Source organism: Nocardia fodinahabitans (assembly GCF_052983615.1).
In genome coordinates this window covers 4,705,298-4,727,410 of sequence record NZ_JBRJJC010000001.1, presented here as the reverse complement: position 1 = coordinate 4,727,410, position 22,113 = coordinate 4,705,298, and the positions used below count along the sequence as shown (strand labels likewise).

Annotated in this window: 16 protein-coding genes and 2 pseudogenes; 9 read left to right on the top strand and 9 right to left on the bottom strand. The window is 70.5% G+C overall.

From position 1 onward, the window contains the following. Positions 1-295 precede the first annotated feature (295 nt). Positions 296-931, bottom strand: a complete 636-nt coding sequence (locus NV348_RS21950; protein ID WP_447148576.1) for a TetR family transcriptional regulator — start codon at positions 929-931, stop codon at positions 296-298. 96 nt (positions 932-1,027) lie between these two features. Between NV348_RS21950 and NV348_RS21945 the strand changes: the two genes are divergently transcribed. Continuing rightward, on the top strand, positions 1,028-1,810 hold the full coding sequence (locus tag NV348_RS21945) for an SDR family NAD(P)-dependent oxidoreductase (RefSeq protein WP_447148575.1): 783 nt from the start codon (positions 1,028-1,030) through the stop codon (positions 1,808-1,810). Positions 1,811-1,882: 72 nt separating this feature from the next. On the opposite strand, the gene NV348_RS21940 is transcribed toward NV348_RS21945, so the two are convergent. Beyond that, positions 1,883-2,422: a histidine phosphatase family protein gene (locus NV348_RS21940; RefSeq protein WP_447148574.1), complete on the bottom strand. Its 540-nt coding sequence runs from the start codon at positions 2,420-2,422 to the stop codon at positions 1,883-1,885. A gap of 237 nt (positions 2,423-2,659) precedes the next feature. On the opposite strand from NV348_RS21940, the pseudogene NV348_RS21935 reads away from it, so the two are divergent. The 6 genes and pseudogenes from NV348_RS21935 to NV348_RS21910 all read left to right on the top strand — a co-directional run. Further along, positions 2,660-4,487, top strand: a pseudogene (locus tag NV348_RS21935) (DEAD/DEAH box helicase); the annotation flags it as partial. 26 nt (positions 4,488-4,513) lie between these two features. Further along, positions 4,514-5,272: pseudogene (locus NV348_RS21930) on the top strand (ATP-dependent helicase); the annotation flags it as partial. After that, positions 5,273-7,681: an Lhr family ATP-dependent helicase gene (locus NV348_RS21925; RefSeq protein ID WP_447151116.1), complete on the top strand. Its 2,409-nt coding sequence runs from the start codon at positions 5,273-5,275 to the stop codon at positions 7,679-7,681. A 4-nt stretch (positions 7,682-7,685) separates the two neighbouring features. Beyond that, positions 7,686-8,465: an Fpg/Nei family DNA glycosylase gene (locus NV348_RS21920; RefSeq protein WP_447148573.1), complete on the top strand. Its 780-nt coding sequence runs from the start codon at positions 7,686-7,688 to the stop codon at positions 8,463-8,465. A 32-nt stretch (positions 8,466-8,497) separates the two neighbouring features. Beyond that, the gene (locus NV348_RS21915; RefSeq protein ID WP_447148572.1) at positions 8,498-9,061 is read left to right on the top strand and encodes a TetR/AcrR family transcriptional regulator; all 564 of its coding nucleotides are present in this window, start codon (positions 8,498-8,500) and stop codon (positions 9,059-9,061) included. Further along, a complete protein-coding gene (locus NV348_RS21910; RefSeq protein WP_447148571.1) occupies positions 9,061-9,894 on the top strand; it encodes an MBL fold metallo-hydrolase in 834 nt (277 codons plus the stop codon). The genes NV348_RS21915 and NV348_RS21910 overlap by 1 nt, the downstream gene beginning before the upstream one ends. A gap of 7 nt (positions 9,895-9,901) precedes the next feature. Here the strand turns inward: NV348_RS21910 and glpD are convergent, their stop codons facing one another. Continuing rightward, on the bottom strand, positions 9,902-11,686 hold the full coding sequence (gene glpD, locus NV348_RS21905) for a glycerol-3-phosphate dehydrogenase (protein ID WP_447148570.1): 1,785 nt from the start codon (positions 11,684-11,686) through the stop codon (positions 9,902-9,904). Positions 11,687-11,922: 236 nt separating this feature from the next. Between glpD and glpK the strand changes: the two genes are divergently transcribed. Next, the gene (glpK, locus tag NV348_RS21900) at positions 11,923-13,419 is read left to right on the top strand and encodes a glycerol kinase GlpK (protein ID WP_447148569.1); all 1,497 of its coding nucleotides are present in this window, start codon (positions 11,923-11,925) and stop codon (positions 13,417-13,419) included. Between the two features lie 4 nt (positions 13,420-13,423). Here glpK and NV348_RS21895 read toward each other — a convergent pair whose 3' ends face one another. From NV348_RS21895 to NV348_RS21880, 4 genes are all read right to left on the bottom strand, one after another. Further along, positions 13,424-14,596, bottom strand: coding sequence for an aminotransferase-like domain-containing protein (locus NV348_RS21895; protein ID WP_447148568.1), 1,173 nt, complete (start codon positions 14,594-14,596; stop codon positions 13,424-13,426). Positions 14,597-14,690: 94 nt separating this feature from the next. Beyond that, the gene (locus NV348_RS21890; RefSeq protein ID WP_447148567.1) at positions 14,691-15,983 is read right to left on the bottom strand and encodes a DUF8176 domain-containing protein; all 1,293 of its coding nucleotides are present in this window, start codon (positions 15,981-15,983) and stop codon (positions 14,691-14,693) included. Between the two features lie 71 nt (positions 15,984-16,054). Continuing rightward, positions 16,055-17,125, bottom strand: a complete 1,071-nt coding sequence (locus NV348_RS21885) for a hypothetical protein (protein ID WP_447148566.1) — start codon at positions 17,123-17,125, stop codon at positions 16,055-16,057. Positions 17,126-17,412: 287 nt separating this feature from the next. Further along, on the bottom strand, positions 17,413-18,813 hold the full coding sequence (locus NV348_RS21880; protein ID WP_447148565.1) for an NAD(P)H-quinone dehydrogenase: 1,401 nt from the start codon (positions 18,811-18,813) through the stop codon (positions 17,413-17,415). 208 nt (positions 18,814-19,021) lie between these two features. On the opposite strand from NV348_RS21880, the gene NV348_RS21875 reads away from it, so the two are divergent. Beyond that, on the top strand, positions 19,022-19,483 hold the full coding sequence (locus tag NV348_RS21875) for a gamma-glutamylcyclotransferase family protein (protein WP_218717701.1): 462 nt from the start codon (positions 19,022-19,024) through the stop codon (positions 19,481-19,483). Positions 19,484-19,597: 114 nt separating this feature from the next. Here NV348_RS21875 and NV348_RS21870 read toward each other — a convergent pair whose 3' ends face one another. Then, the gene (locus NV348_RS21870; protein ID WP_447151115.1) at positions 19,598-20,761 is read right to left on the bottom strand and encodes a M20 family metallopeptidase; all 1,164 of its coding nucleotides are present in this window, start codon (positions 20,759-20,761) and stop codon (positions 19,598-19,600) included. Between the two features lie 125 nt (positions 20,762-20,886). Next, positions 20,887-22,089, bottom strand: a complete 1,203-nt coding sequence (locus NV348_RS21865) for a M20 family metallopeptidase (RefSeq protein WP_447148564.1) — start codon at positions 22,087-22,089, stop codon at positions 20,887-20,889. Positions 22,090-22,113 lie beyond the last annotated feature (24 nt).

The following is a 22,113-nucleotide window of genomic DNA, read 5'->3' as shown; positions in this document are numbered from 1 at the left end:
GTGACGGTGGCCGAAGAGTCGCCTGGATGTCCGAAGAACCCACTGAATCCGGGTTCGATCCGGCTGTCGACGCGGCGGCGGTCCGGAGACGCGCAGCGCGGCCCTTCGGCCGGACACCGACCCCATCGGGTCACAGCGACCGTACATTGCAGTAACACGTTCTAGTTTTTTTAGTTAACCACAAGATCGATTCGGACGCTCGGGTTGGATGTTGCATCACGTTGGGGCCCAAGCACATCCGCGATGTGAGTCACGCGAGTGCGGTGGCACACACGCGATAACGTGTTCCACTCAGCTACAGGAGTGTGTGCGCGGCGAGGCGGGCCAGACAGGAGTCGACGACGTCGGCGGCCGAGTCGGACCCTGCTTCGGCGGCCCACCGTTCGGTACCCAGACGCACGGCCGTATTGGCCATGGCGGCGGCGAGCGCGACGTCCAAGTCGTCGGGCGAGCGGCCGGTACGGGCCGCGATGATGGGGATCAGGCTGATTTCACAGTCGTGCTGGACGCGCAACCAGGTCGCCCGCAGGGCGGGGAGTTCGGTGACGGCACGCAGCAGGGGGTGCAGAAGCTTGCCCGCGATACCCCCGTCGGCCAGGGCGGCGGCGGTGGCGGTGCGGTAGGAGCGGCTCAGCGCCTCGCGCAGCGGGAGCTCCGGCGGGCAGGCGGCGAGTTCGTCGGCCCAGGCCTGGGTGCCGATGGCCAGTAGCGGGGCGACGACGTCTTCCTTACCGGCGAAGTACCGATAGAAGGTCCGCAACCCCATCCCCGCGGATGCGGCGATGTCCTCGACCGTCGTTGCGGCATAACCATTTTCGGCAAACAGGTGGGCAGCCACCATGGCCACCTCCCTGCGGGTGGCGGCACGGCGGATCTCGCTGAGCGCCGGTCGCCCAGGGCTGGTCGCCGCCCGGTTTCGCTGCCTGGTCACGGGCGCACTATACCCACCTCGATCTGATTCATTGCACGTCCTGCCATTTATGGCATATCGTGTCAGAAACACCCTGCACGACGAGGAAGAGATCCCATGAACCGTCTCGAACAGCGCCGCATCCTGGTTACCGGAGCCGGATCCGGAATCGGCCAGGCCACCGTCCTCCGTCTGCTGTCCGAAGGCGCGGTCGTCGTCGGCGCGGATGTCAACGCCGACGGCCTGCAGATGACCCGCAAGCACGCCGCCGAAGCGGGCACCGATACCAGGCTCACCACCCTCGAGATGAACATCGGCGACGAGTCCGACGTCATCGCCGGGGTCGAGAGCGCCGTCGATTCGCTCGGTGGCCTGGATGCCCTCGTCAACGCCGCGGGCATCCTGCGCGCCGCCCATACCCACGAGACGTCCCTGGATCTCTGGAACCAGATCATCAACGTCAACCTCACCGGCACGTTCCTGGTGATCCGCGAGGCCCTGCCCGCCCTGCTCGCCAACGCCAGCAGCACCATCGTCAACTTCAGCTCCACCTCGGCGACCTTCGCCCATCCGTACATGGCCGCGTACTCCGCCAGCAAGGGCGGCATCCAGTCGCTCACCCACGTCCTGGCCCTGGAGTACGCCAAGCAGGGCCTGCGCGCGGTCAGCGTCGCCCCCGGCGGCATCAAGTCCGGCCTCACCGACGCCACACCCGGCTACCTCCCGCAGGACTCGGACTGGTCGCTCTTCGGCCGCCTGGTCGCCGTTCTTCCGCAGGACAACCCGGCGGAGCTGGCGGGTCCCGAGAATGTCGCCGGCGTCATCGCGATGCTCGTCTCCGACGACGGCCGCTTCATCAGCGGTACCGAAATCCGCATCGACGGCGCCGCCCACACCTGACCACCGGCGAACGGCGACCTGGTGTCGCCAGGACCCCCGGAAGCCACCTCGGCTCCGGGGGTTTCGTCGTTTCTAGGAACCGCCGAGGCGCAGTGTCCAGTTGCCGCGGTAGTGCAGCCGGGTAACGCTCGCGGGCGGAACATCCATGCGCCAGAACGACTTCGGCGGCGCGTCGAGCACCACCAGCAGCATCGCCCTGACCACCGCGGGATGGGTCACCGCGACCGTGTCGCGCCCGGCCGAGGCGATCTCGGCCAGCCAGAACCGCGCCCGGTCGACCAGGTCGGTCACCGATTCGCCACCGTGCCCACGGAATTCGGGATCGGTGAGCCACGCGAACAGCTGATCCTGCGCCAGACTGCCCATCTCGGTCCCGCGCCACGATCCCGCGTCGAGATCCCGTAATCGCACATCCAGCTCCCCGACCACCCCGAGCGCCTCGGCCGTGTCCCGAACCCGTCGTTCCGGCCCGGTCCGTACCTGCGCGTCGGCGGGCACCGAGTACGCGCGCAGCGCACCCCTACCCGACTCGTCCAGTGGTTCGTCGACAGGGAATCGCGTCTTACGTACCGCCTCGGTCAGGCCGTGGCCGACGAGGTCGACTCTGAGCACCGTTTGCACGAGAGCCCAGAGTAGCGTTGGCGCGATCGACAGTGTGACGCAGGTCATCGGCCGACGGCTCCTCGACCATCCCTGTCGAGCCACGCACCGGTGATGGGCTGACGGGTCCAGCCTTCGAACTCGGTGCACACACCGGCGTTGTTCCCGGTCCAGGTCTCGATCGTGGCCAACGTAGCCGCGCGGCTCGCATCGAGGGGATTGTCGGTGGGCCGGTGCACACTGAATGCTATGGACCGGTTCTCTCCCGCTACCGCGCAGTGGTTCGACGGGGCCTTCGCCGGGCCCACGTCGGCCCAGCTCGGGGCGTGGCAGGCGATCGCGGACGGGGAGCACACGCTGGTCGTCGCGCCGACCGGGTCGGGGAAGACGCTGTCGGCGTTCCTGTGGGCCATCGACCAGCTGGCGACGCGGCCCGCGCCGGAACCGGGGACTCCCCGGGGGACGTCGGTGCTGTACGTCTCCCCGCTCAAGGCGCTGGCGGTGGATGTGGAGCGTAATCTCCGGGCGCCGCTGGTGGGGGTGACGCAGACCGCGAAGCGGCTGGGGCTGGACCCGCCGGAGATCTCGGTGGGGGTGCGCTCCGGTGACACCACCCCCGCGCAGCGGCGGGCGATGCAGCGCACGCCACCGGACATTCTCATCACCACGCCGGAGTCGCTGTTCCTGGTGCTCACCTCGGCGGCCAGGGAGAGTCTGGCCCAGGTCGGCACGGTGATCGTCGACGAGGTGCACGCCATCGCGGGGACCAAGCGCGGCGCGCATCTGGCGTTGTCGCTGGCCCGGCTGGATCAGCTGACCGCACGGCCCGCGCAGCGGATCGGCCTGTCGGCGACGGTGCGCCCGCCCGAGGAGATCGGCCGGTTCCTGGTGGGGTCGGCGCCGATCACCATCGTGCGCCCGCCCGCGCCGAAGACCTTCGACCTGTCGGTGCGTGTCCCGGTGGCCGATATGACCGATCCTGGTGATTCCGAACAGCCGGGATCGATCTGGCCGCACGTCGACGAGGCCATCGTCGATCTGGTGCTCGAGCACCGGTCCTCCATCGTGTTCGCGAACTCGCGCAGGCTCGCCGAACGGCTGACCGCGCGGCTCAACGAGGCCTACGCGGCCCGGCTCGGCGAGCCGGTGGACACCGAGCACGCGCCACCCGCCCAGCTCGGCCCGTCCACCGAGGTGATCCACGGTGCCGATCAGCTGCTGGCCAGGGCGCATCACGGCTCGGTCAGCAAGGAGCAGCGCGCGATCATCGAGGACGACCTCAAGAGCGGGCGATTGCGCTGCGTGGTCGCCACCAGCAGCCTCGAGCTCGGCATCGATATGGGCGCGGTCGACCTGGTGGTGCAGGTGGAGGCACCGCCGTCGGTGGCCAGCGGGCTGCAGCGGGTCGGCCGGGCCGGGCACCAGGTCGGCGAGGTCTCGCGCGGCGTGCTGTTCCCGAAGCACCGCACCGATGTCATCCACTGCACCGTTGCGGCGCAGCGCATGCTGGCCGGCGAGATCGAGCTGCTGCAGATCCCCACGCATCCGCTCGACATCCTGGCCCAGCAGACGGTGGCCGCCTGCGCGCTCGAACCGATCGATGTCGACGGCTGGTTCGATATCGTCCGCGCCACCGGCAGTTACGCGAACCTGCCCCGCTCGGCCTACGAATCCGTGCTGGACCTGCTCGCGGGCCGCTACCCGTCCGACGAGTTCGCCGAACTGCGCCCCCGCGTGGTCTGGGACCGCGACGCGGGCACCCTCACCGGTCGCCCCGGCGCACAACGCCTCGCCGTCACCTCCGGCGGTGCCATCCCCGACCGCGGCATGTTCGCGGTGTTCATGGTGGGCGAAAAAGCCTCCCGGGTAGGCGAACTCGACGAGGAGATGGTTTACGAGTCGCGGGTGGGCGATGTCTTCGCGCTCGGTGCGACCAGCTGGCGGATCGAGGAGATCACCTTCGATCGGGTGCTGGTCTCGCCCGCCTTCGGGCTGCCCGGCCGGCTGCCGTTCTGGCACGGCGACAGCCTGGGGCGTCCGGCCGAATTGGGCACCGCACTGGGCGAATTCGTGCGGACGGCGGGTCAGGTGTCCGCCGACGAAATGTCGCGGATCGTCGCGGATATGGGCACCCGGCCACTCGGAACCACTGCGTCACAGGACAATTCGACAGCACCGGCCAACCCTGTCGAGCCCGCGAAGAAGACCGCCCACGCACGCTCGACGAAACGCGCCGAGAACCCCGACACCGCGTCCGCACGCCTGGAACAGCTGGTCCGCACCGCCGGACTCGACCAGAACGCGACGGCGAACATGGTCGGGTTACTCGAGGAACAGCGCGCCGCCACCGGCCAGCTGCCCACCGACCGCACCTTGATCGTCGAGCGGTTCCGCGACGAGCTCGGTGACTGGCGCCTGGTCCTGCACTCCCCCTACGGCACCCCGGTGCACGCGCCGTGGGCACTGGCCGTCGGCGCCCGGCTCCAGGAACGGTTCGGCATCGACGCGGCGCCGACCGCGTCCGACGACGGCATCGTGGTGCGTCTGCCCGACACCACCGACGACCCGCCCGGCGCCGAACTGTTCGCCTTCGAACCCGACGAGATCGACGACATCGTCACCGAACAGGTCGGCGGTTCGGCGCTGTTCGCCTCCCGGTTCCGCGAGTGCGCGGCCAGGGCCCTGCTGCTGCCGCGGCGCGACCCGGGCAAGCGCGCACCGCTGTGGCAGCAGCGCCAGCGCTCGGCCCAATTGCTGGATGTGGCACGCAAATTCCCGGACTTCCCGATCCTGCTGGAGACCGTGCGCGAATGTCTGCGCGATGTCTACGATCTGCCGTCCCTGCGCGACCTGCTGACCAGGGTGGCCCGCCGCGAGGTGCGGCTGATCGACGTCGAGACCGCCAGCCCGTCCCCGTTCGCCAACGCCCTGCTGTTCTCCTATATCGGCCAGTTCCTCTACGACGGCGACAGCCCGCTGGCCGAACGCCGCGCCGCCGCCCTGGCACTGGACTCGAGCCTGCTCGCCGAACTGCTCGGCCGCGTCGAACTGCGCGAACTGCTCGACCCGGCCGTCATCGCCCTGACCGAGCGCGAACTCCAGCGCCGCACCCCCGAACGCTGGGCCCGCGACGCCGAGGGCCTGGCCGACCTGCTTCGTCTCCTCGGCCCGCTCACCCCCGCCGAGGCCGCCGCCCGCTGCGTGCGGCGCGGTGGCGCTGACGGCCCGGGTACGCCGGGCACCGGGCCGACCGATGCTGCTCCGAGCGGCCTGGCCGACGCCGACCGCCGGCCGCCGATCACGGATGCCCCCGGCGAAGGCGACACGGCCGAGAACGCGGACGACGTGCTCGCCGACTCCGACGCGCCCACGTGGTTCGCCGCACTGCGCGATGCCCATCGGGCACTGGAGGTTTCGTTCGCGGGCCGCACCTGGTGGGTGGCGATCGAGGATGCCGCGCGCCTGCGGGACGCGCTGGGCGTGCCACTGCCGATCGGTGTACCCGCCGCGTTCATCGAGCCCGTCCCCGACCCGCTCGGCGACCTCGTCGGACGCTATGCCCGCACCCACGCACCGTTCAGCACCGCCGATGTGGCCGCCCGTTTCGGTCTCGGCTCGGCGGTCGCCGCCACCGCCCTGCATCGGCTGCTGGCCGAGAAACGCGTGGTGGAAGGCGAATTCACCCCCGCGACGGCGGGCACCGAATGGTGCGACGCGCAGGTGCTGCGCCGCTTGCGCCGACGCTCGCTGGCCGCCGCCCGGCACGAGGTGGAGCCGGTGCCGACGGCCGCCCTCGGCCGCTTCCTGCCCGCCTGGCAGCACATCGGTTCCGGCGAGCTGCGCGGCATCGACGGCGTCGCCACGGTGGTGGAACAGCTTGCGGGCGTACCCATTCCGGCGTCGGCGTGGGAGTCGCTGATCCTGCCGATGCGCGTGCGCGACTACTCCCCCGCGATGCTGGACGAGCTGATGGCCGGCGGCGAGGTGATCTGGTCAGGCCATGGCGCGATCACCGCCCGCGACGGCTGGATCGCCTTGCATCTGGCCGATCAGGCCCCCTTCACCCTGCCGCCCCCCGACGACATCGACCCCACCGACATCCAGCTCGGCCTGCTGGCCGCCCTCGGCGCTCCGCTGGAGCCCTGGCCCCCGCGCGCCGCGCAGCCACCGACGGTCGACCTGGACGCACCAGCGGCATCCGGACCCGAGGCCGCGCCGACCAGCAGCGCCACCGCCCACCTCGCCACCGATACCGACACCACCCGAAAGGCCCACGGAAACGGCAGCTCCGCGGGCGATTCATCCGCGACCGCAGGCCCGGACAACCCCCGCCGGCTACCACCCACCCTGCACGGCGGCGGCGCCTACTTCTTCCGCCAGCTCTCCGACGCCACCGGCCTGCTCGACGACAAGGCCGTGGGCGACGCGCTCTGGCAACTGGTGTGGGCCGGTTACGTCTCCGGTGACACCTTCGCCCCCGTGCGCGCCCTGCTCTCCGGCACCGCGCGCAGCACCACCGCCCACCGCACCCCGCGCCGGGCCCCACGCGGCCGCGCCTACCTCCCGCGCCCATCGATGCCGACCCGCAGCGGGCCACCGACCCTGGCCGGGCGCTGGTCGATCCTGCCGGAACGGGTGCGGGACAACACGCTTCGCGCCCACGCCACCGCCGACCAGCTCCTCGAACGCTACGGCGTGCTGACCCGCGGCTCGGTCCAGAACGAGGGCGTGCCCGGCGGTTTCGCGCTGATGTACCGGGTGCTCACCGAGTTCGAGGACCGTGGTCGTTGTCGCCGTGGGTATTTCGTCGATACGCTCGGCGGCGCCCAGTTCTCCACCACCGACACCGTCGACCGGCTGCGTTCCTTCGACACCGATCGCGATACCGCCCAGCCGGGCGTCGCGCTGGCCCTGGCCTCCTGCGATCCGGCCAATCCGTACGGCGCCGCGCTGCCGTGGCCGAAGGGCGATGCCGAGGGCGGCCACCGACCCGGCCGCAAGGCGGGCGCCCTGGTGGTGCTGGTCGGCGGCGAGCTGGTGCTCTACGTGGAGCGCGGCGGCAAGACCCTGCTCAGCTTCACCGAGGACCCCGGCCTGCGGCGGATGGCCGCGACCGCGCTGGCGGGGCTGGTGCACGACCGCCGGGTCGACGGCCTGGTGATCGACAAGATCAACGGGGAGACCGTGCACGGCAACACCTTCGCCGATGTCCTGGTCGAGTCGGGCTTCTCGATGACCCCGCGCGGCCTGCGGCTGCGCAGGCAGGTGTAGCCGAATGCCAGAGGGCGACACCGTCTTCCGCACGGCCGCGCGCCTGCGCACGGCGCTGGCCGGGAAGACCCTCACCCGCAGCGACTTCCGCGTCCCCCGGTACGCGACGGTCGACCTGGTCGGTGATCTGGTGACCGAGGTCGGCAGCTACGGCAAGCACCTGTTCATCCGCACCGACCGCGTGAGCGTCCACACCCACCTGAAGATGGAAGGCGAGTGGCGGGTGTTCCACCGCGGCCAGCGCTGGACGAAGCCGCCGGTCACCGCCCGGCTGGTGCTCGCCAACGACGAATTCGAGGCCGTCGGCTTCGCCCTCGGCAAGGTGCAGGTGCTCCCGCTCGCCGACGAGCACACCGTCGTCGATCACCTCGGTCCCGACCTGCTGGGCCCGAACTGGGACGCGGCCGAGGTCCTGCGCAGGCTCACCGCCTACCCCCGGCGCCCCGTCGGCCTGGCCCTGCTCGATCAGCGCAATCTGGCGGGCATCGGCAATATCTACCGCAGCGAGATCTGCTTCCTGCGCCGCGTCCACCCCGCGACCCCGGTCGGTGCCATCGGCGACCTGCCCGCCCTGGTCGACGAGGCCCATCGTGTGCTCGGTAAAGCCGCGCACCAGCCGCCCTGGCGCCCGATGGCCTACGGCCGTACCCGCCGCCCCTGCCCGCGCTGCGGAACCGCGATCGTCTCGCGTCTGCTCGGCGAGGACGACCCCGCCGATCGCATCACCCAGCGCGAACGCGGCATCTACTTCTGTCCCCGCTGCCAACCCGAGCCAACTAACTAGACCGGTCGTCATACTCGAGCTACGCTGAGGCGGTGACCCCACGCACGGACTCCCGGCAGCGTTTCCTCGACGCCGCCGCCGACCTGTTCCACACCCAGGGCTACCACGCCACCGGCGTCAACCAGCTGGTCAGCGCGGGCGGCGCGCCCAAGGGCTCGTTCTACTTCCACTTCCCCGGCGGCAAGGAACAGCTCGCCGCCGAGGCGATCGTCCAGTCGGCCGACGCGCTGCGGGACGTGCTCGCCGCCGCGCTCGACGCCGGCGATATCGACGGCGTCTTCGCCGCCCTCGGCGCGATGCTCACCGACTCGGACTTCCACCGCGGCTGCCCGATCGCCACCATCGCCCTCGACGCGGGCGGCGACAGCGAACCGATCCGCGAAGCCTGCGTCACCGGTTTCGACTCCTGGCGCACCGCCATCGACGAATTCCTGCGCGCCAAGGGAATTCCCGACGAGCGCGCCGACCAGTTGGCCACCGTGGCGCTGGCCATGATCGAGGGCGGGCTCCTGCTCGCCCGCACCCGACGTGACCTCACTCCCCTGCGCGCGGTGGCCGACCACCTGCGCGCCACCCTCGAACAGGAGCTCTCCTGATGCGTCTGCACCACCTCGACGGCGGCACCATGCGTCCCTTCGGCGGCCGTCTGCTCGACGGCGTCGGCGGCCTGACCCGCCGAGCCGAAATGGTCTGCCACTGTGTCCTCGTCGAACTCGACGACCGGCTGGTCCTGATCGAAACCGGCATCGGCGAAGGCTCGGTGCGGCGACCCGACGAATGGCTCGGCCGCCGCTTCATCCGGATGACCCGCCCCGTCCTCGACCTCGAGGGCACCATCGCGCGCCGGATCGAGGCACTGGGCTACCGCCGCGAGGACGTCACCGACATCGTCCTCACCCACCTCGATCTCGACCACGCGGGCGGGCTCGCCGAATTCCCCCAGGCCACCGTGCACGTCTACGGCGAGGAACTGCGCGCGCTCGAGGGTCATTTCGGCCCGCGCGAGAAGTTCCGGTATCGCATGGCGCAGTTCGCGCACAAGCCGCGCTGGGAGAGCTACGACGAACTCGGTGAGCCGTGGTTCGGTTTCGGCGCGGTGCGTCAATTGCGTGGCCTGCCCGCGGAACTGCTGATCATCCCGCTGGCCGGGCACACCCGCGGCCACGCGGGCATCGCGATCGACACCGGCGCGGGCTGGAAGTTCGCGGTCGGCGACGCCTACTTCCATCCCGGTCAGCTCGATCTCGAGCACCCGCATCAGCCACCCGGCGCCGCGCTGTTCGAACGGCTCGTGCAGACCGTCGGGCCCGCCCGGATCGACAATCAGGAGCGCCTGCGCGAACTGCTGCGCGGTCACGCCGACGAGGTCGAGGTGTTCTGCGCGCACAATGCCGTCGAGCTGCGCGCCTTGCAGGGGGCCGCCGTCTAGCGTCCGCTCACCGGTCCTGCGGTACCGGCTCCAGTAGCTGCGGCCGCGGTTCCGGCGCCGCCGCCCGCAGCGCGTCGGCGGAGATGTCGTCGGGCTGGGTCTGTGATTCGATCTCGGCCCGCACCCGCGCCTGATACATGGTCACCTCGCGGTCGATATCGTCCGCGTCCCAGCCCAGGACGGGCGCGACCAGATGCGCGACCTGTTCGGCGCAGTGCGCGCCGCGATCGGCGTACTCGATCGAGATGCGGGTGCGGCGGGCCAGGATGTCGTCGAGGTGCAGCGCGCCCTCGGCGGCGGCCGCGTACACCGCCTCCACCTGGAGGTAGGCGGGCGCGTCGGTGATCGGTTGCAGCAGTTCGGGTCTGCCCGTCGCCAGGGACAGCACCTCGTCCACGACCGAGCCGTAGCGGTCGAGCAGGTGCGTCATCCGGTAGGGGTGCACGCCATAGTGTTCGGCCAGCTGCACGGTCTGGTTCACCAGGGCGAAGTAGCCGTCGGCGCCGATCAGCGCGACCTTCTCGGTGATCGATGGCGACACCCGGGCCGGGATGTCCTGTGCCGCTTCGTCCATCGCGTCGGCGGCCATCACCCGATAGGTGGTGTACTTGCCGCCGGCGATGCTCACCAGACCGGGCGCCACCCGGGCCACCGCGTGTTCGCGCGAGAGCTTGGAGGTCTCGTCGCTCTCGCCGGCCAGCAGCGGCCGCAGGCCCGCGTAGACGCCGTCGATGTCGGCAGGGGTGAGCGGGGTGACCAGCACCTCGTTCACCCGGTCGAGCAGGTAGTCGATATCGGCCTTGGTGGCGGCGGGGTGGGCGAGGTCGAGGTTCCAGTCGGTGTCGGTGGTGCCGATGATCCAGTGCGCGCCCCACGGGATGACGAACAGCACCGAGGTGGTGGTGCGCAGGATGATCGCGGCATCGCTGACGATGCGGTCACGCGGCACCACGATGTGCACGCCCTTGGACGCGCGCACATGGAACCGGCCGCGTTGCCGCGACAGGCCCTGCACCTCGTCGGTCCACACCCCGGTCGCGTTGATCACCACATTCGCGCGCGCCTCACCGATGCGGCCGTCCTCGGTGTCGCGCAGCTTCACCCCGACGACCCGATCGGCTTCCCGCAGGAACCCCACCACCTGGGTGGAGGTGCGGATCACCGCGCCGTAGTGGGCGGCGGTGCGGGCCACGGTCATGGTGTGCCTGGCATCGTCGACGACGGTGTCGTAGTAGGTGACGCCGCCGATCAGCGAATCCCGGCGTAAGCCCGGAGCCAGCCGCATCGCGCCGTGCCTGGTCAGATGATGCTGTCCCGGAACCGATTTCGCGCCACCCATGGTGTCGTAGAGAGTCAGGCCCGCGGCCACGTACGGCCGCTCCCACACTCTGCGGGTCAGCGGGTACAGGAAGCGCAGCGGCTTCACCAGGTGCGGTGCCAGCGTCGACAGCGCCAGCTCGCGTTCCTTCAGCGCCTCCCTGACCAGTCCGAACTCGAGCTGTTCGAGGTAGCGCAGGCCGCCGTGGAACATCTTCGACGACCGGCTCGAGGTCCCCGAGGCCAGATCGCGGGCCTCGACGAGCGCGACCGACAGGCCACGGGTGGCCGCGTCCAGCGCGATGCCGGCGCCGACCACGCCGCCGCCGACGACCAGCACGTCGAACTGGTCCTTGCCGAGCCGCTCCCAGGCGGCGCGCCGCTGGTCGGGGCCGAGCTGACCGGGTCCGAGCCGTTGACCGCCCGCGACCAGCTCCCCCGGGTGCAGGAACGGAAACTCCGGTGTCTGCGACATGCTCGACTCCTCGCCGCCGACCGAGGACGGTCGGAATCTCCCGACAGTGGGTCGACGCCGTCCACGGTCCCGGCGCCGCTGCGTACAGGCTAAACGTAGTGCCTTCGCGGCGCGCGGGACGCTCGCGGCGGGGTGTGGCAGCGAATTCGGCGCGGGAAAACGAGCGAGAGCGGGCGCGGTGGTGTCATCGGACGAAGCGGGCGCAAGGCCGGTCCCGGGTTCGGTAACCTGCATCAATGCGTCGCTATGTGGCCGCCATCGATCAGGGCACGACTTCGAGTCGCTGCATCGTCTTCGACCGGCAGGGCCGGATCGTCGGGACCGCGCAGCGGGAGCATCGCCAGATCTTCCCGAAGCCGGGCTGGGTCGAGCACGATCCGGCGGAGGTGTGGCGCAATACCGAATGGGTGCTCGGCGCGGCACTGGGACACGCCGGGTGCTCGGCGGGCGATCTGGCCGCCATCGGCATCACCAACCAGCGCGAGACCACCGTCGTCTGGGATCGCGCCACCGGCGAGCCGGTGCACAACGCCATCGTCTGGCAGGACACCCGCACCGATCAGCTGTGCGCCGAACTCGCGGGCGATCAGGGCCCGCAGCGCTACGCCGAGCGCACCGGGTTGCCGCTGTCGACCTACTTCGCCGGGCCGAAGCTGCGCTGGATCCTCGACAACGTCGCGGGTGTGCGCGCCCGCGCCGAGGCCGGTGACCTCTGTTTCGGCACCATGGACAGCTGGGTGCTGTGGAAGCTGACCGGTGAGCACCTCACCGACGTCACCAACGCCTCACGCACCATGCTGATGGATCTGCGGACGCTGCAGTGGGATTCGGGGATCTGCGCCGAGTTCGACATCCCGATGTCGTTGCTCCCGCGGATCCGCAGCTCCTCGGAGGTCTACGCCGAGATCACCGCCGGACCGTTCGCGGGCGTGCCGGTGGCGGGCATCCTCGGCGATCAGCAGGCCGCCACCTTCGGCCAGGCGTGCCTGTCGCCGGGCGAGGCCAAGAACACCTACGGCACCGGCAATTTCATGCTCCTCAACACCGGAACCACCGCGGTGATCAGCAAGCACGGGCTGCTCACCACCGCGTGTTATCAGCTCGGCGACCAGCCCGCCGTCTACGCGCTGGAGGGGTCCATCGCCGTCACCGGCTCGCTGGTGCAGTGGTTGCGCGACAATCTCGGCATCATCTCCTCTGCCGAGGAGGTGGAACCGCTGGCCCGCAGCGTCGAGGACAACGGCGGCGCCCACTTCGTCCCGGCCTTCTCCGGACTGTTCGCCCCGCGCTGGCGGCCCGACGCCCGCGGTGTCATCGCGGGCCTGACCCGCTTCGTCACCAAGGCCCATCTGGCCAGGGCCGCGCTGGAATCCACCGCGTTCCAGACCCGCGAGGTCGTCGACGCCATGCGCGCCGACGCCGCCGCCGGGCACCTCGACCTGGAACTGACCACCCTCAAGGTCGACGGCGGCATGACCGGCAACGACCTGCTCATGCAGTTCCAGTCCGACATCCTCGACGTCCCCGTGGTCCGCCCGGTGGTCCGCGAGACCACCGCTCTTGGCGCCGCCTACGCGGCGGGCCTGGCCGTCGGCTACTGGTCCGGCCTCGACGATCTGCGCGCCAACTGGACCGCGGACCACACCTGGTCGCCCACCATGCCCGACGACGAACGCCTCCTGCGCTACACCGAATGGAACAAGGCGGTCGAACGCACCTACGGCTGGGTCTGACGACTCAGAGCGCGCGACCCAGCCTGGCCACGGCCTCGGCGAGGGTCGCCTCGTCGGAGGTGGTGAAACACAGACGCATCGACGAACGGTAGGCGTCGGAGACGGCGAAGGCCGAGCCCGGGACGTAGGCCACGCCGGCATCGAGGGCCTTGGGGAGCAGGTCCGTGGTGTCGGTGCCGTCGGTGAAATCGACCCAGACGAACATGCCGCCCGTCGCGTCGGTGCTGTGGACCCGATCGCCGAAGGTAGCGCGGACCGCCGAGACCAGGGCGCGGGCGCGGCTGCCGTAGGCGGCACGGACGGAGTCGACGTGGGCGGCAAGCCAATCGGTATCGGTCAGCAGGTCGGTGGCGATCTGGTGGGTGAGGGCGGAGCCGCAGAGATCGGCGCCCTGCTTGAGCAGTTCGACAGCGCGACAGACGTGTTCGGGCGCGACCAGCCAGCCGACCCGGAGGGCGGGAGCCAGGATCTTGGAGGTGCTGGAGAGCCGGATCACCTGGGGCGAGTAACTCGCGACCGGGTCCGGTGCGGGCCGGTCGAACCACAGCTCGCCGTACGGGTCGTCCTCGATCACCCAGAAGCCGTGTGCCTCAGCGAGTTCGGCGAGGCGGCGGCGCCGTTCGGGGGCCAGGGTGACCCCGCCCGGGTTGTGGAAGTTGGAGACGGTGTGCACGACGGCGGGCCGCTCCCCGGCGGCGAGCAGGTCTTCCAGCACGTCGACGCGCATGCCGTCACCGTCCAGCGGCACCGCGACGATCCGCGCACCCGCGGCCCGGAACACTTGCAGCGCACCGACATACGCGGGATCCTCGACGATCACCAGGGCACCGGGATCGAGCAGCACCTCGGCCAGCAGCGACAGCGCCTGCTGCGATCCGTGGGTGATGAACACGTCCGCGAGCGGCACCGGGCGCCCGATCCGCGCCGACTCCCGCTCCGCGATCACCGCACGCAGCGCGGGCCAGCCGGGCGACTCGGTGTATTGCAGGACCGTGGCGTCCGCGAGCGCGGACTGCGCGGCGACGGCGATGCGCTCGCGCGGCATCAGCGCCGCGTCGGGCAGCCCGCCCGCGAGGCTGATGATGTCGGCGCGCGCGGTGAGCTTGAGCAGGTCCCGGATCGCCGAGCTCTGCAGGCCCGCGAGCTTGCTCGCCAATGCTGGAGTTGTCGACAACATGGAAACCTCCCGGGAACGCCAAGGGACCGCAATCATCCCATGATTGCACGTCGTTCGCCAGAATGTGAAATAGGCGTCTCAAATAATGAGACTCCTATCGGGCCGTGATCGACTTGACCTGCCATTTCCCGTCGGTATTGGTGGTGACGATCTCCTGCTTGTAGACGATCGCCGAACCATCGGGATGCCATTCGCGCAGTTCCACGTCGTACCGGCCGGTGGCGGTCTCGCGCATCTTCACGCAGTGCTTGGAACCGGTGGGGATGAGCTCGTCGATCGCCTTCTGGATCGTCTCCGCCGTGGAGATGTTCTCGGCATCCGGCGCCACGTAGTCGCGCACCTTCACCCCGGATCGGTCGACGTAGAAGGCGTACTGGAAGCCCAGGATGGCCTTCGCGCCGGACGAGGTGTCGCCGGGGCCGTTGCCGACGGTGACGGCCTGTTCGGACACCGCCTTGCACTCGGTGGGCGAGGCGATCGACGGAATCGGGGCGGCGGTCACCCCGGGGTCGCTGCCACCACCGCGCTTGACCAGGGCGATCGTCAGGATCAGGGCGACCACGAGCAGCACGGCGGCCGCCGCGCCGCCGATGATCCAGCGCAGGCGGCGCTTATCGGCGTCCTGCTTCTCACTGACCGGCGTCACCGGGGTCTTCGGGGCGAGGCGACGGGCGATCGGGTCGTCGGCCCAGGACAGTCCGGGTTCCGACGGCGGCTTCGGGACCGCACCGCCCTCGTCGGGGCTGTTCCACCAGGCCTTGTCGTCGGCCTTGGGGTCCTCGGCGATCGGCGCGCGCACGGTCTCCGGCGCGGGCACCCGCACGGTCTCGGGCACGGGGGTGTCGACGGGCGCCTGGGCACGGGGCGTCGGCCGCTCGCGCCGGATCACCTCGGTGTGCTCGCGACCCGAGTTCACCGGCACCGAGTCGCCGAACGGCGATCCGTCCCGGCGCGGCGGTTCACCGGTGAAGCGGACCGTCTGATCTTCCGAGGGTGCGCTCATCCGCGGATCGGGGGCGCCGAACGGCGAGGGCGCCTGCGGCGGAGCGGGCGGCGGGGTGGCCACGGCGTCACCGAAGACGGAGGTGGGCGCGGCGGGCTGGACCGGCGGGCGAGGGGGCATCGTCGGCGGACCTGGCGGCGGCGGCACGGGCGGCTGTCCGGCGATCGGCGCACCGAACGGACCGGGCGCGGCCGAGGGCGCCGCGGCCGGGCGCCAGCCCATCTCCGGGTGCCCGCCGGGCGGCGCGGGCGGCGGCACGGCGAGCGGGCCACCGAAACCGATGGTCGCGTCGTCGACGGGCGGCCCGAAATCGCCTACGGGAGGACCGAATCCGGCGGCGGGTTGCTTGTCGCCGCGCTCGTTGTCGTCACCGTCGGTGCCCAAATCCAATCCTTTCCCCAGGACACACGTGTGGGGCGGTCGCCAACCGACCGCCCCACACGACGTACTGCGTGTCAGTACTGGAGCGAGCCACCCCACTGGGTGGTGACACCTGCGACGTTCACCGTCTGAAGCAGCTCCCCCGGCACCGGAAGTGTAGCCTTCGCGGCCGCTTCCATCGCGGCGGCGCCACCCGGCTGTGCCTTGATCCAGTTCTCGACCGCCGCCTTGGCCAGATTGGCCTGGGTGGTGTCGAGGACGGTCACCGTGGTGTTGTCGGCCTGCCCGGCGCCACCGTTGAAGGTGGTGACCTTGACCGAGTTCTCGCCGATGTACTCGACCGAGACGCCCGCGTCACCGAAACCGGTCGGCGTGCGATAGCCGACGGTGCCGACGTAGCCGGAGGCGTTGTTGTAGTGGTGGGTGTTGATCACACCGGGCAGCACGTCGCCGCCGTCGACCGAGAGGCCGACTTCCTGGTGCGGGCCTTCCATCTCGACGACCGGCGCGGCCGGAGCGTCGGTGAAGTGCGGCGCCTGCCAGGTGGGCGTCTGCACGAGCTGGTCGGAGCCCTCGCCCTCGGTGGCCGTGCCCTGATCGGACGGCACGCTCGGCTGGGTCTGCGACGGCTGACCCTGCGACTGCTGGCCGGGCGTGGTGCCCGGCTGACCCGGGGTGGTGCCCTGCTGGCCGGGAGTGGTCTCCTGCTGCGGGGTGGTGCCCGCCTGCTCCGGCTGCACGGCCGGCTGCGCCTGGCTGCCCTGGCTGCCCTGGCCGGTCTGACCCGGCACCGGCAGCGGCGCGACGCGCGGGCTGGTGACGCCCGGCTGGCTCGGGGTGGGGGTGGCAGGCGTGGCCTGACCCGGCTGACCCGGCGCGGGGCTGGTGACGCCCGGCTGGGCCGGCGTCGGCTTGGTCTGACCGGGCTTGTTCTCGCCCGGCTTCACGTTCTCCGGCGTCTCCGGCTGCGTCTGCTCGGGGCCGCCGGTCTCCGGCGCCTCCTCCGAGGGCTGCTGGGTGCCCGGCTGCGCAGGCGCCGGAGTCGCGGGGGTGGTCGGCTGGTCGCTGGGGACCGCGCCGGCCGGCGCCGCGAGGATGGTTGCCACGGCTGCCGCAGCGGCCAGGGGCAACGACGTGCTGGCCATCGCTCGCTGCGCCCGACTCGGCTTACGATGCTTCACTTTTCGTATCCCTTTCCCGGAGGGAATCCCCCACTGCTCCACCACGCGATCACATCTGATCGCGCCTCGGCCGTGAGTCAACCACATGAGCGCGGGACAGGCAACGCAGCAGTAAGTTTCGCACCACCGCCGCTCCGCCTGCGGAAACGTGCTCCGGGATCACCGTGCGGAATCGACGACCACCGTTGTCGAACAAGACAATTCGAAACCTTGCCGATCAGTGATCCGACTCACATTTTCGGCGCGGGTGCTCAGTCCAGGTCGTCGTGACGCATCAGCAAACGTCCGGCTTCGGTGACCGAACCGGTCAGCGACGGATACACCGAGAAGGTCTGCGCGAGATCGGTGACGGTGAGGTTGTTCTGCACCGCCAGCGCGATCGGCAGGATCAGCTCCGAGGCGATCGGCGCGACGACGACACCGCCGATCACCACCCCGGTCGCCGGGCGGCAGAAGATCTTGACGAAACCACGCCGCAGCCCCGACATCTTCGCGCGCGGATTGGTGTTCAGCGGCAGCATCACCGTGCGGGCGGGCACCTCGCCGTTGTCGATGGCGGTCTGGCTGACCCCGACGGTCGCGATCTCCGGGCGGGTGAACACCGCCGAGGCCACCGTCTTCAAGCGGATCGGGCTCACGCCCTCACCCAGCGCGTGATACATCGCGATGCGGCCCTGCATGGCGGCCACCGAGGCCAGCGGCAGCAGACCGGTGCAGTCGCCCGCGGCGTAGATGCCGGGCACCGAGGTGCGCGAAACCCGGTCGACACGAAGGTATCCACCGCGATCGAGCTCGATGCCGACCCGGTCGAGGCCGAGGCTGTCGGTGTTCGGCGTGGAACCCACGGTCATCAGCGCGTGCGAACCCGTCACGGTGCGGCCGTCGGACAGCTTCACCACGATGCCGTCGGCGGTGCGCTCCACCGCGTCGGCGCGGGCGTGCTTGACCAGCTCCACGCCGCGCTCGGCCAGCGCGTCCTCCAGCACGAGCGCCGCGTCGGCGTCCTCGCCCGGCAGCACGCGGTCGCGGCTGGAGACCAGCTTCACCCGCACACCCATCTCGGTGTAGGCGGAGACGAACTCGGCACCGGTGACACCGGAACCGACCACCACCAGCGTCTCGGGCAGTTCCTGCAGGTCGTAGAGCTGGCGCCAGTTCAGGATGCGCTCACCGTCGGGCTCGGCGCCCGGCAGCACGCGCGGGCTGGCACCGGTCGCGATCAGCACGACCTCGGCCTCGAACTCCTCGGTGCTGCCGTCGGCCAGCGTCGCTTTGATCCGATGTGCCAAACCGGCCGCGGGACCGACCAATTCGCCCCGGCCCGCCAGCAGTTGCACCCCGGCGGCCTGCAGCTTCGCGCGGATGTCGGCGGACTGGGCCAGCGCGAGCGCCTTGACGCGGCCGTTCACCTCGGGCAGGTGCACCTGCGCCTGACTGGCGTCGAGAGTGATGCCGAGATCCCGGGCCCGGCGCAGATCGGTGCGCAAGCCGGTGGAGGCGATGAAGGTCTTGGACGGGACGCAGTCCCACAGCACGCACGCGCCACCGATGCCGTCGGCGTCGACCAGGGTTACCGAGGCCCCGTGCTGGGCGGCCACCAGCGCCGCCTCGTATCCCGCCGGTCCGCCACCGATGATCGCAATCCGTGCCACAGCCACGCTCCCTGTGTTCGCCTGATCAGCCGCGTCCCTTGTGAGGACCCGTCCGTACTGTCGCCCCATCATTTCAGGTGCGCTGTGACGGTCCGGGGTCGGATCGGTGAACAAGTTCGGCGTGTCGAGGCCCGCCACGACTGTGACCGTCAGCCGATCTGGGTGGGAGACAGGAATTCCACTGCTGTTATTGGCTACAGTTCGTCAGGTGCCGATCTATGCCGCTTACGGGTCCAACATGGACTCGACGCAGATGCTGGAACGCTGCCCGCATTCGCCCATGTCCGGGACCGGGTGGCTGGAAGGTTGGCGCCTGACCTTCGCCGGTGACGACATCGGCTGGGAAGGGCCGTTGGCCACCGTCGTCGAGGATCCGGGCTCCCGGGTATTCGTCGTCCTCTACGACGTCTCCCCCGAGGACGAGGAACGCCTCGACCGCTGGGAAGGCTCGGACTTCGGTATCCACAAGAAGATCAGGATCCGGGTCACCGGCACCCAGGGCGAGTCCCGGCTGGCGTGGCTGTACGTCCTCGACGCCTACGAGGGTGGGCTGCCGTCGGCGCGCTACATCGGCGTCATCGCCGATGCGGCCGAAAAGGCCGGTGCCCCTGAGGATTACGTCCACGCCCTGCGCACCCGCAACAGCAAGAACGTCGGCCCCGGCGCGTGACAGGAGTGCCTGGGTAACTCACCGGGTACGGGCCGACGCACCGCTCGCGTTACCGGTAGCCGCCATCGCTACCGGTAACGCACTCGAGTCCGGCCAGAAATCCCGGAGCGGCGGTCACGCCTGGAGGATGATGTTCGTCAGGGTGCGGACGCCGACAGCCAGTGCGCGTTCGTCGATGTCGAACGTCGGTTGGTGCAGGTCGAGCTGGTCGCCGGTGCCGGACCAGACGCCCAGGCGGGCCATCGCGCCGGGGACTTCCTCGAGGTACCAGGAGAAGTCCTCGCCGCCGCCGGACTGCGGGGTGTCGGCCAGGGCGTCGGGACCCATGGCCAGGACCGCGTTCTCGAACATCAGGACCGAGGTCGGGTCGTTGACCACCGGGGGGACGCCGCGCTTGTAGTTGAGCTGGTAGCGCACACCGGTCGGCGCCAGCAGGCCGTCGACGATCTCGCGGACCAGCGGTTCCAGCAGCAGCCAGGTGGCGTGGTCGCCGGTGCGGACGGTGCCGGTGAGCATGCCGGTCTGCGGGATCGCGTTCGGCGCCTTGCCCGCGCTGACCGCGCCCCACACCATCACGGTGCTGGTGCGCGGATCGACCCGGCGGCTCAGCAGCCCGGGCAGGCCGGTGATGATCGTGCCGATCGCGTAGACCAGATCGCTGGTCAGGTGCGGGCGCGAGGTGTGCCCGCCCGGCGAGTCCAGGACCAGCTCGACGGTGTCGGCGGCCGAGGTGATCGCCCCGGTCCGCAGCCCCACCTTGCCGACCTCCAGCCGGGGATCGCAATGCAGCGCGAAGATCCGTTCGACACCCCGCATCGCACCCGCGGCGACGGCGTCGAGCGCACCGCCGGGCATCACTTCCTCGGCAGGCTGGAACACCAGCCGCACCCCGACCGGCAGCGTGTGCTCGGCCTCGGCCAGCGCGAGCGCGGTACCGAGCAGCACCGTGGTGTGCGCGTCGTGCCCGCAGGCGTGCGAGACGCCGGGCACCGTCGAGGCGAAGCTCAGGCCGGTGAACTCCTGCATCGGCAGCGCGTCCATGTCGGCGCGCAGGGCGATCCGCCGGGTGTCGGTCGGCCCGAGGTCACAGGTCAGGCCGGTGCCGCCGGGCAGCACTTCCCAGCTCAACCCGGCCTTGGTCAGCCAACCCGACACGAACTCGGTGGTGGCGAACTCCGCGCGCGACAACTCGGGATTGGCGTGGATGTGCCTGCGCCATTGCACGAGGTCGGCGGTGTGCTCGGCCAGCCACGCGTCGACGATCTCCGCTCCTGGCATATCGGTTCGTTCGGTGTCCGGCATCGTCGGACAGACCGCGTTCTCACGCATCATCGAGTGGGCTCCCACGCCCATCGATAGCGCGTCGGCGCCTGCGCGCGCGGTGCCCGAATAGCCGGAAATGCTCACCGAATGTCCTCCTGTCGTTCGACCAGCCGTTGCAACAACCTGTCCCTGTGTACTTCATCGCGCGCGATCGCGACAGCGGTACGCGCCAGGGCGCGGGCACCGTCGAGTACCGCACGATCGGCCGAGGCGTTCACCGCGGCGGCGGCGAAGTCCGGCTGATGGGTCACCGCGCCACCGGCGTCGATGCCGATCACCGGGTGGATACCGGGGATCACGTTGGTGACGTTGCCCATATCGGTGCTCCCGAGCGGACGTAGCACCTCGAGCTCGGGCGCGATCGGCACCCTGCCCAATCCGGTGATCTGCGCGCGGTAGACAGCCGAAAGAACCGGATCGGGGGTGAGCTCGGTATAGGTGGGCGCGAGCGTCCGTATGTCGTGAGTGCAGCCTGTTGCCAGGGCGCCCGCCTCGAAACACGCCTTCGCTCGTCGCATCAGGTCGTCGAGTGACGCGGAATCGGCCGCGCGGAGGTAGTACAGCAACTCCGCCCGTCCGGGCACGATGTTGGGGGCTACGCCACCGTCCGCGACTATACCGTGAAGTTGCTGGCCAGGGCGCAAATGCTGGCGCAGCAAGCCGAGGGCAACCTGGGTGAGAGTCACCGCGTCGCCGGCGTTGCGGCCGAGCTCCGGCGCGGCGCTGGCATGCGCCTCGCGGCCGTGGAAGACGATCGACAGGTCGGCCAGGGCCAGCGAACGCGCGCCGACGATGTCGGCGGGGCCGGGGTGGACCATCATCGCCATCGCGATGTCGTCGAAGGCGCCCGCCTCGAGCATGAGCACCTTGCCGCCGCCGCTCTCCTCGGCGGGCGTGCCGAGCACGACGACGGTCAGGCCGAGCTGATCGGCGACTTCGGCCAGACCGATCGCGGCCCCGACCGCCGACGCGGCGATGATGTTGTGCCCGCACGCGTGCCCGATCTCGGGCAGGGCGTCGTATTCGGCGCAGATGCCGACGGTCAGCGGGCCGCTGCCGTAGACGGCGCGAAACGCCGTCGGCAGGCCCGCGATACCGGTGGTGACGAGAAAACCGCGCTCGGCCAGCGGCGCGAGGATCTTGGCGACGCTGCGCGTCTCGGCGAACGCGAGCTCGGGTTCGGCGTGGATCGCGTGCGAGAGTCCGATCAGCTCCTCCGATGCCGCGCTGATCGCGGCATCGGAGGCGGTGGCCGAGAATTCGCCGGTGCGCGAGGGTGCCATACCCCCCAGTCTCGCATCAGCGGG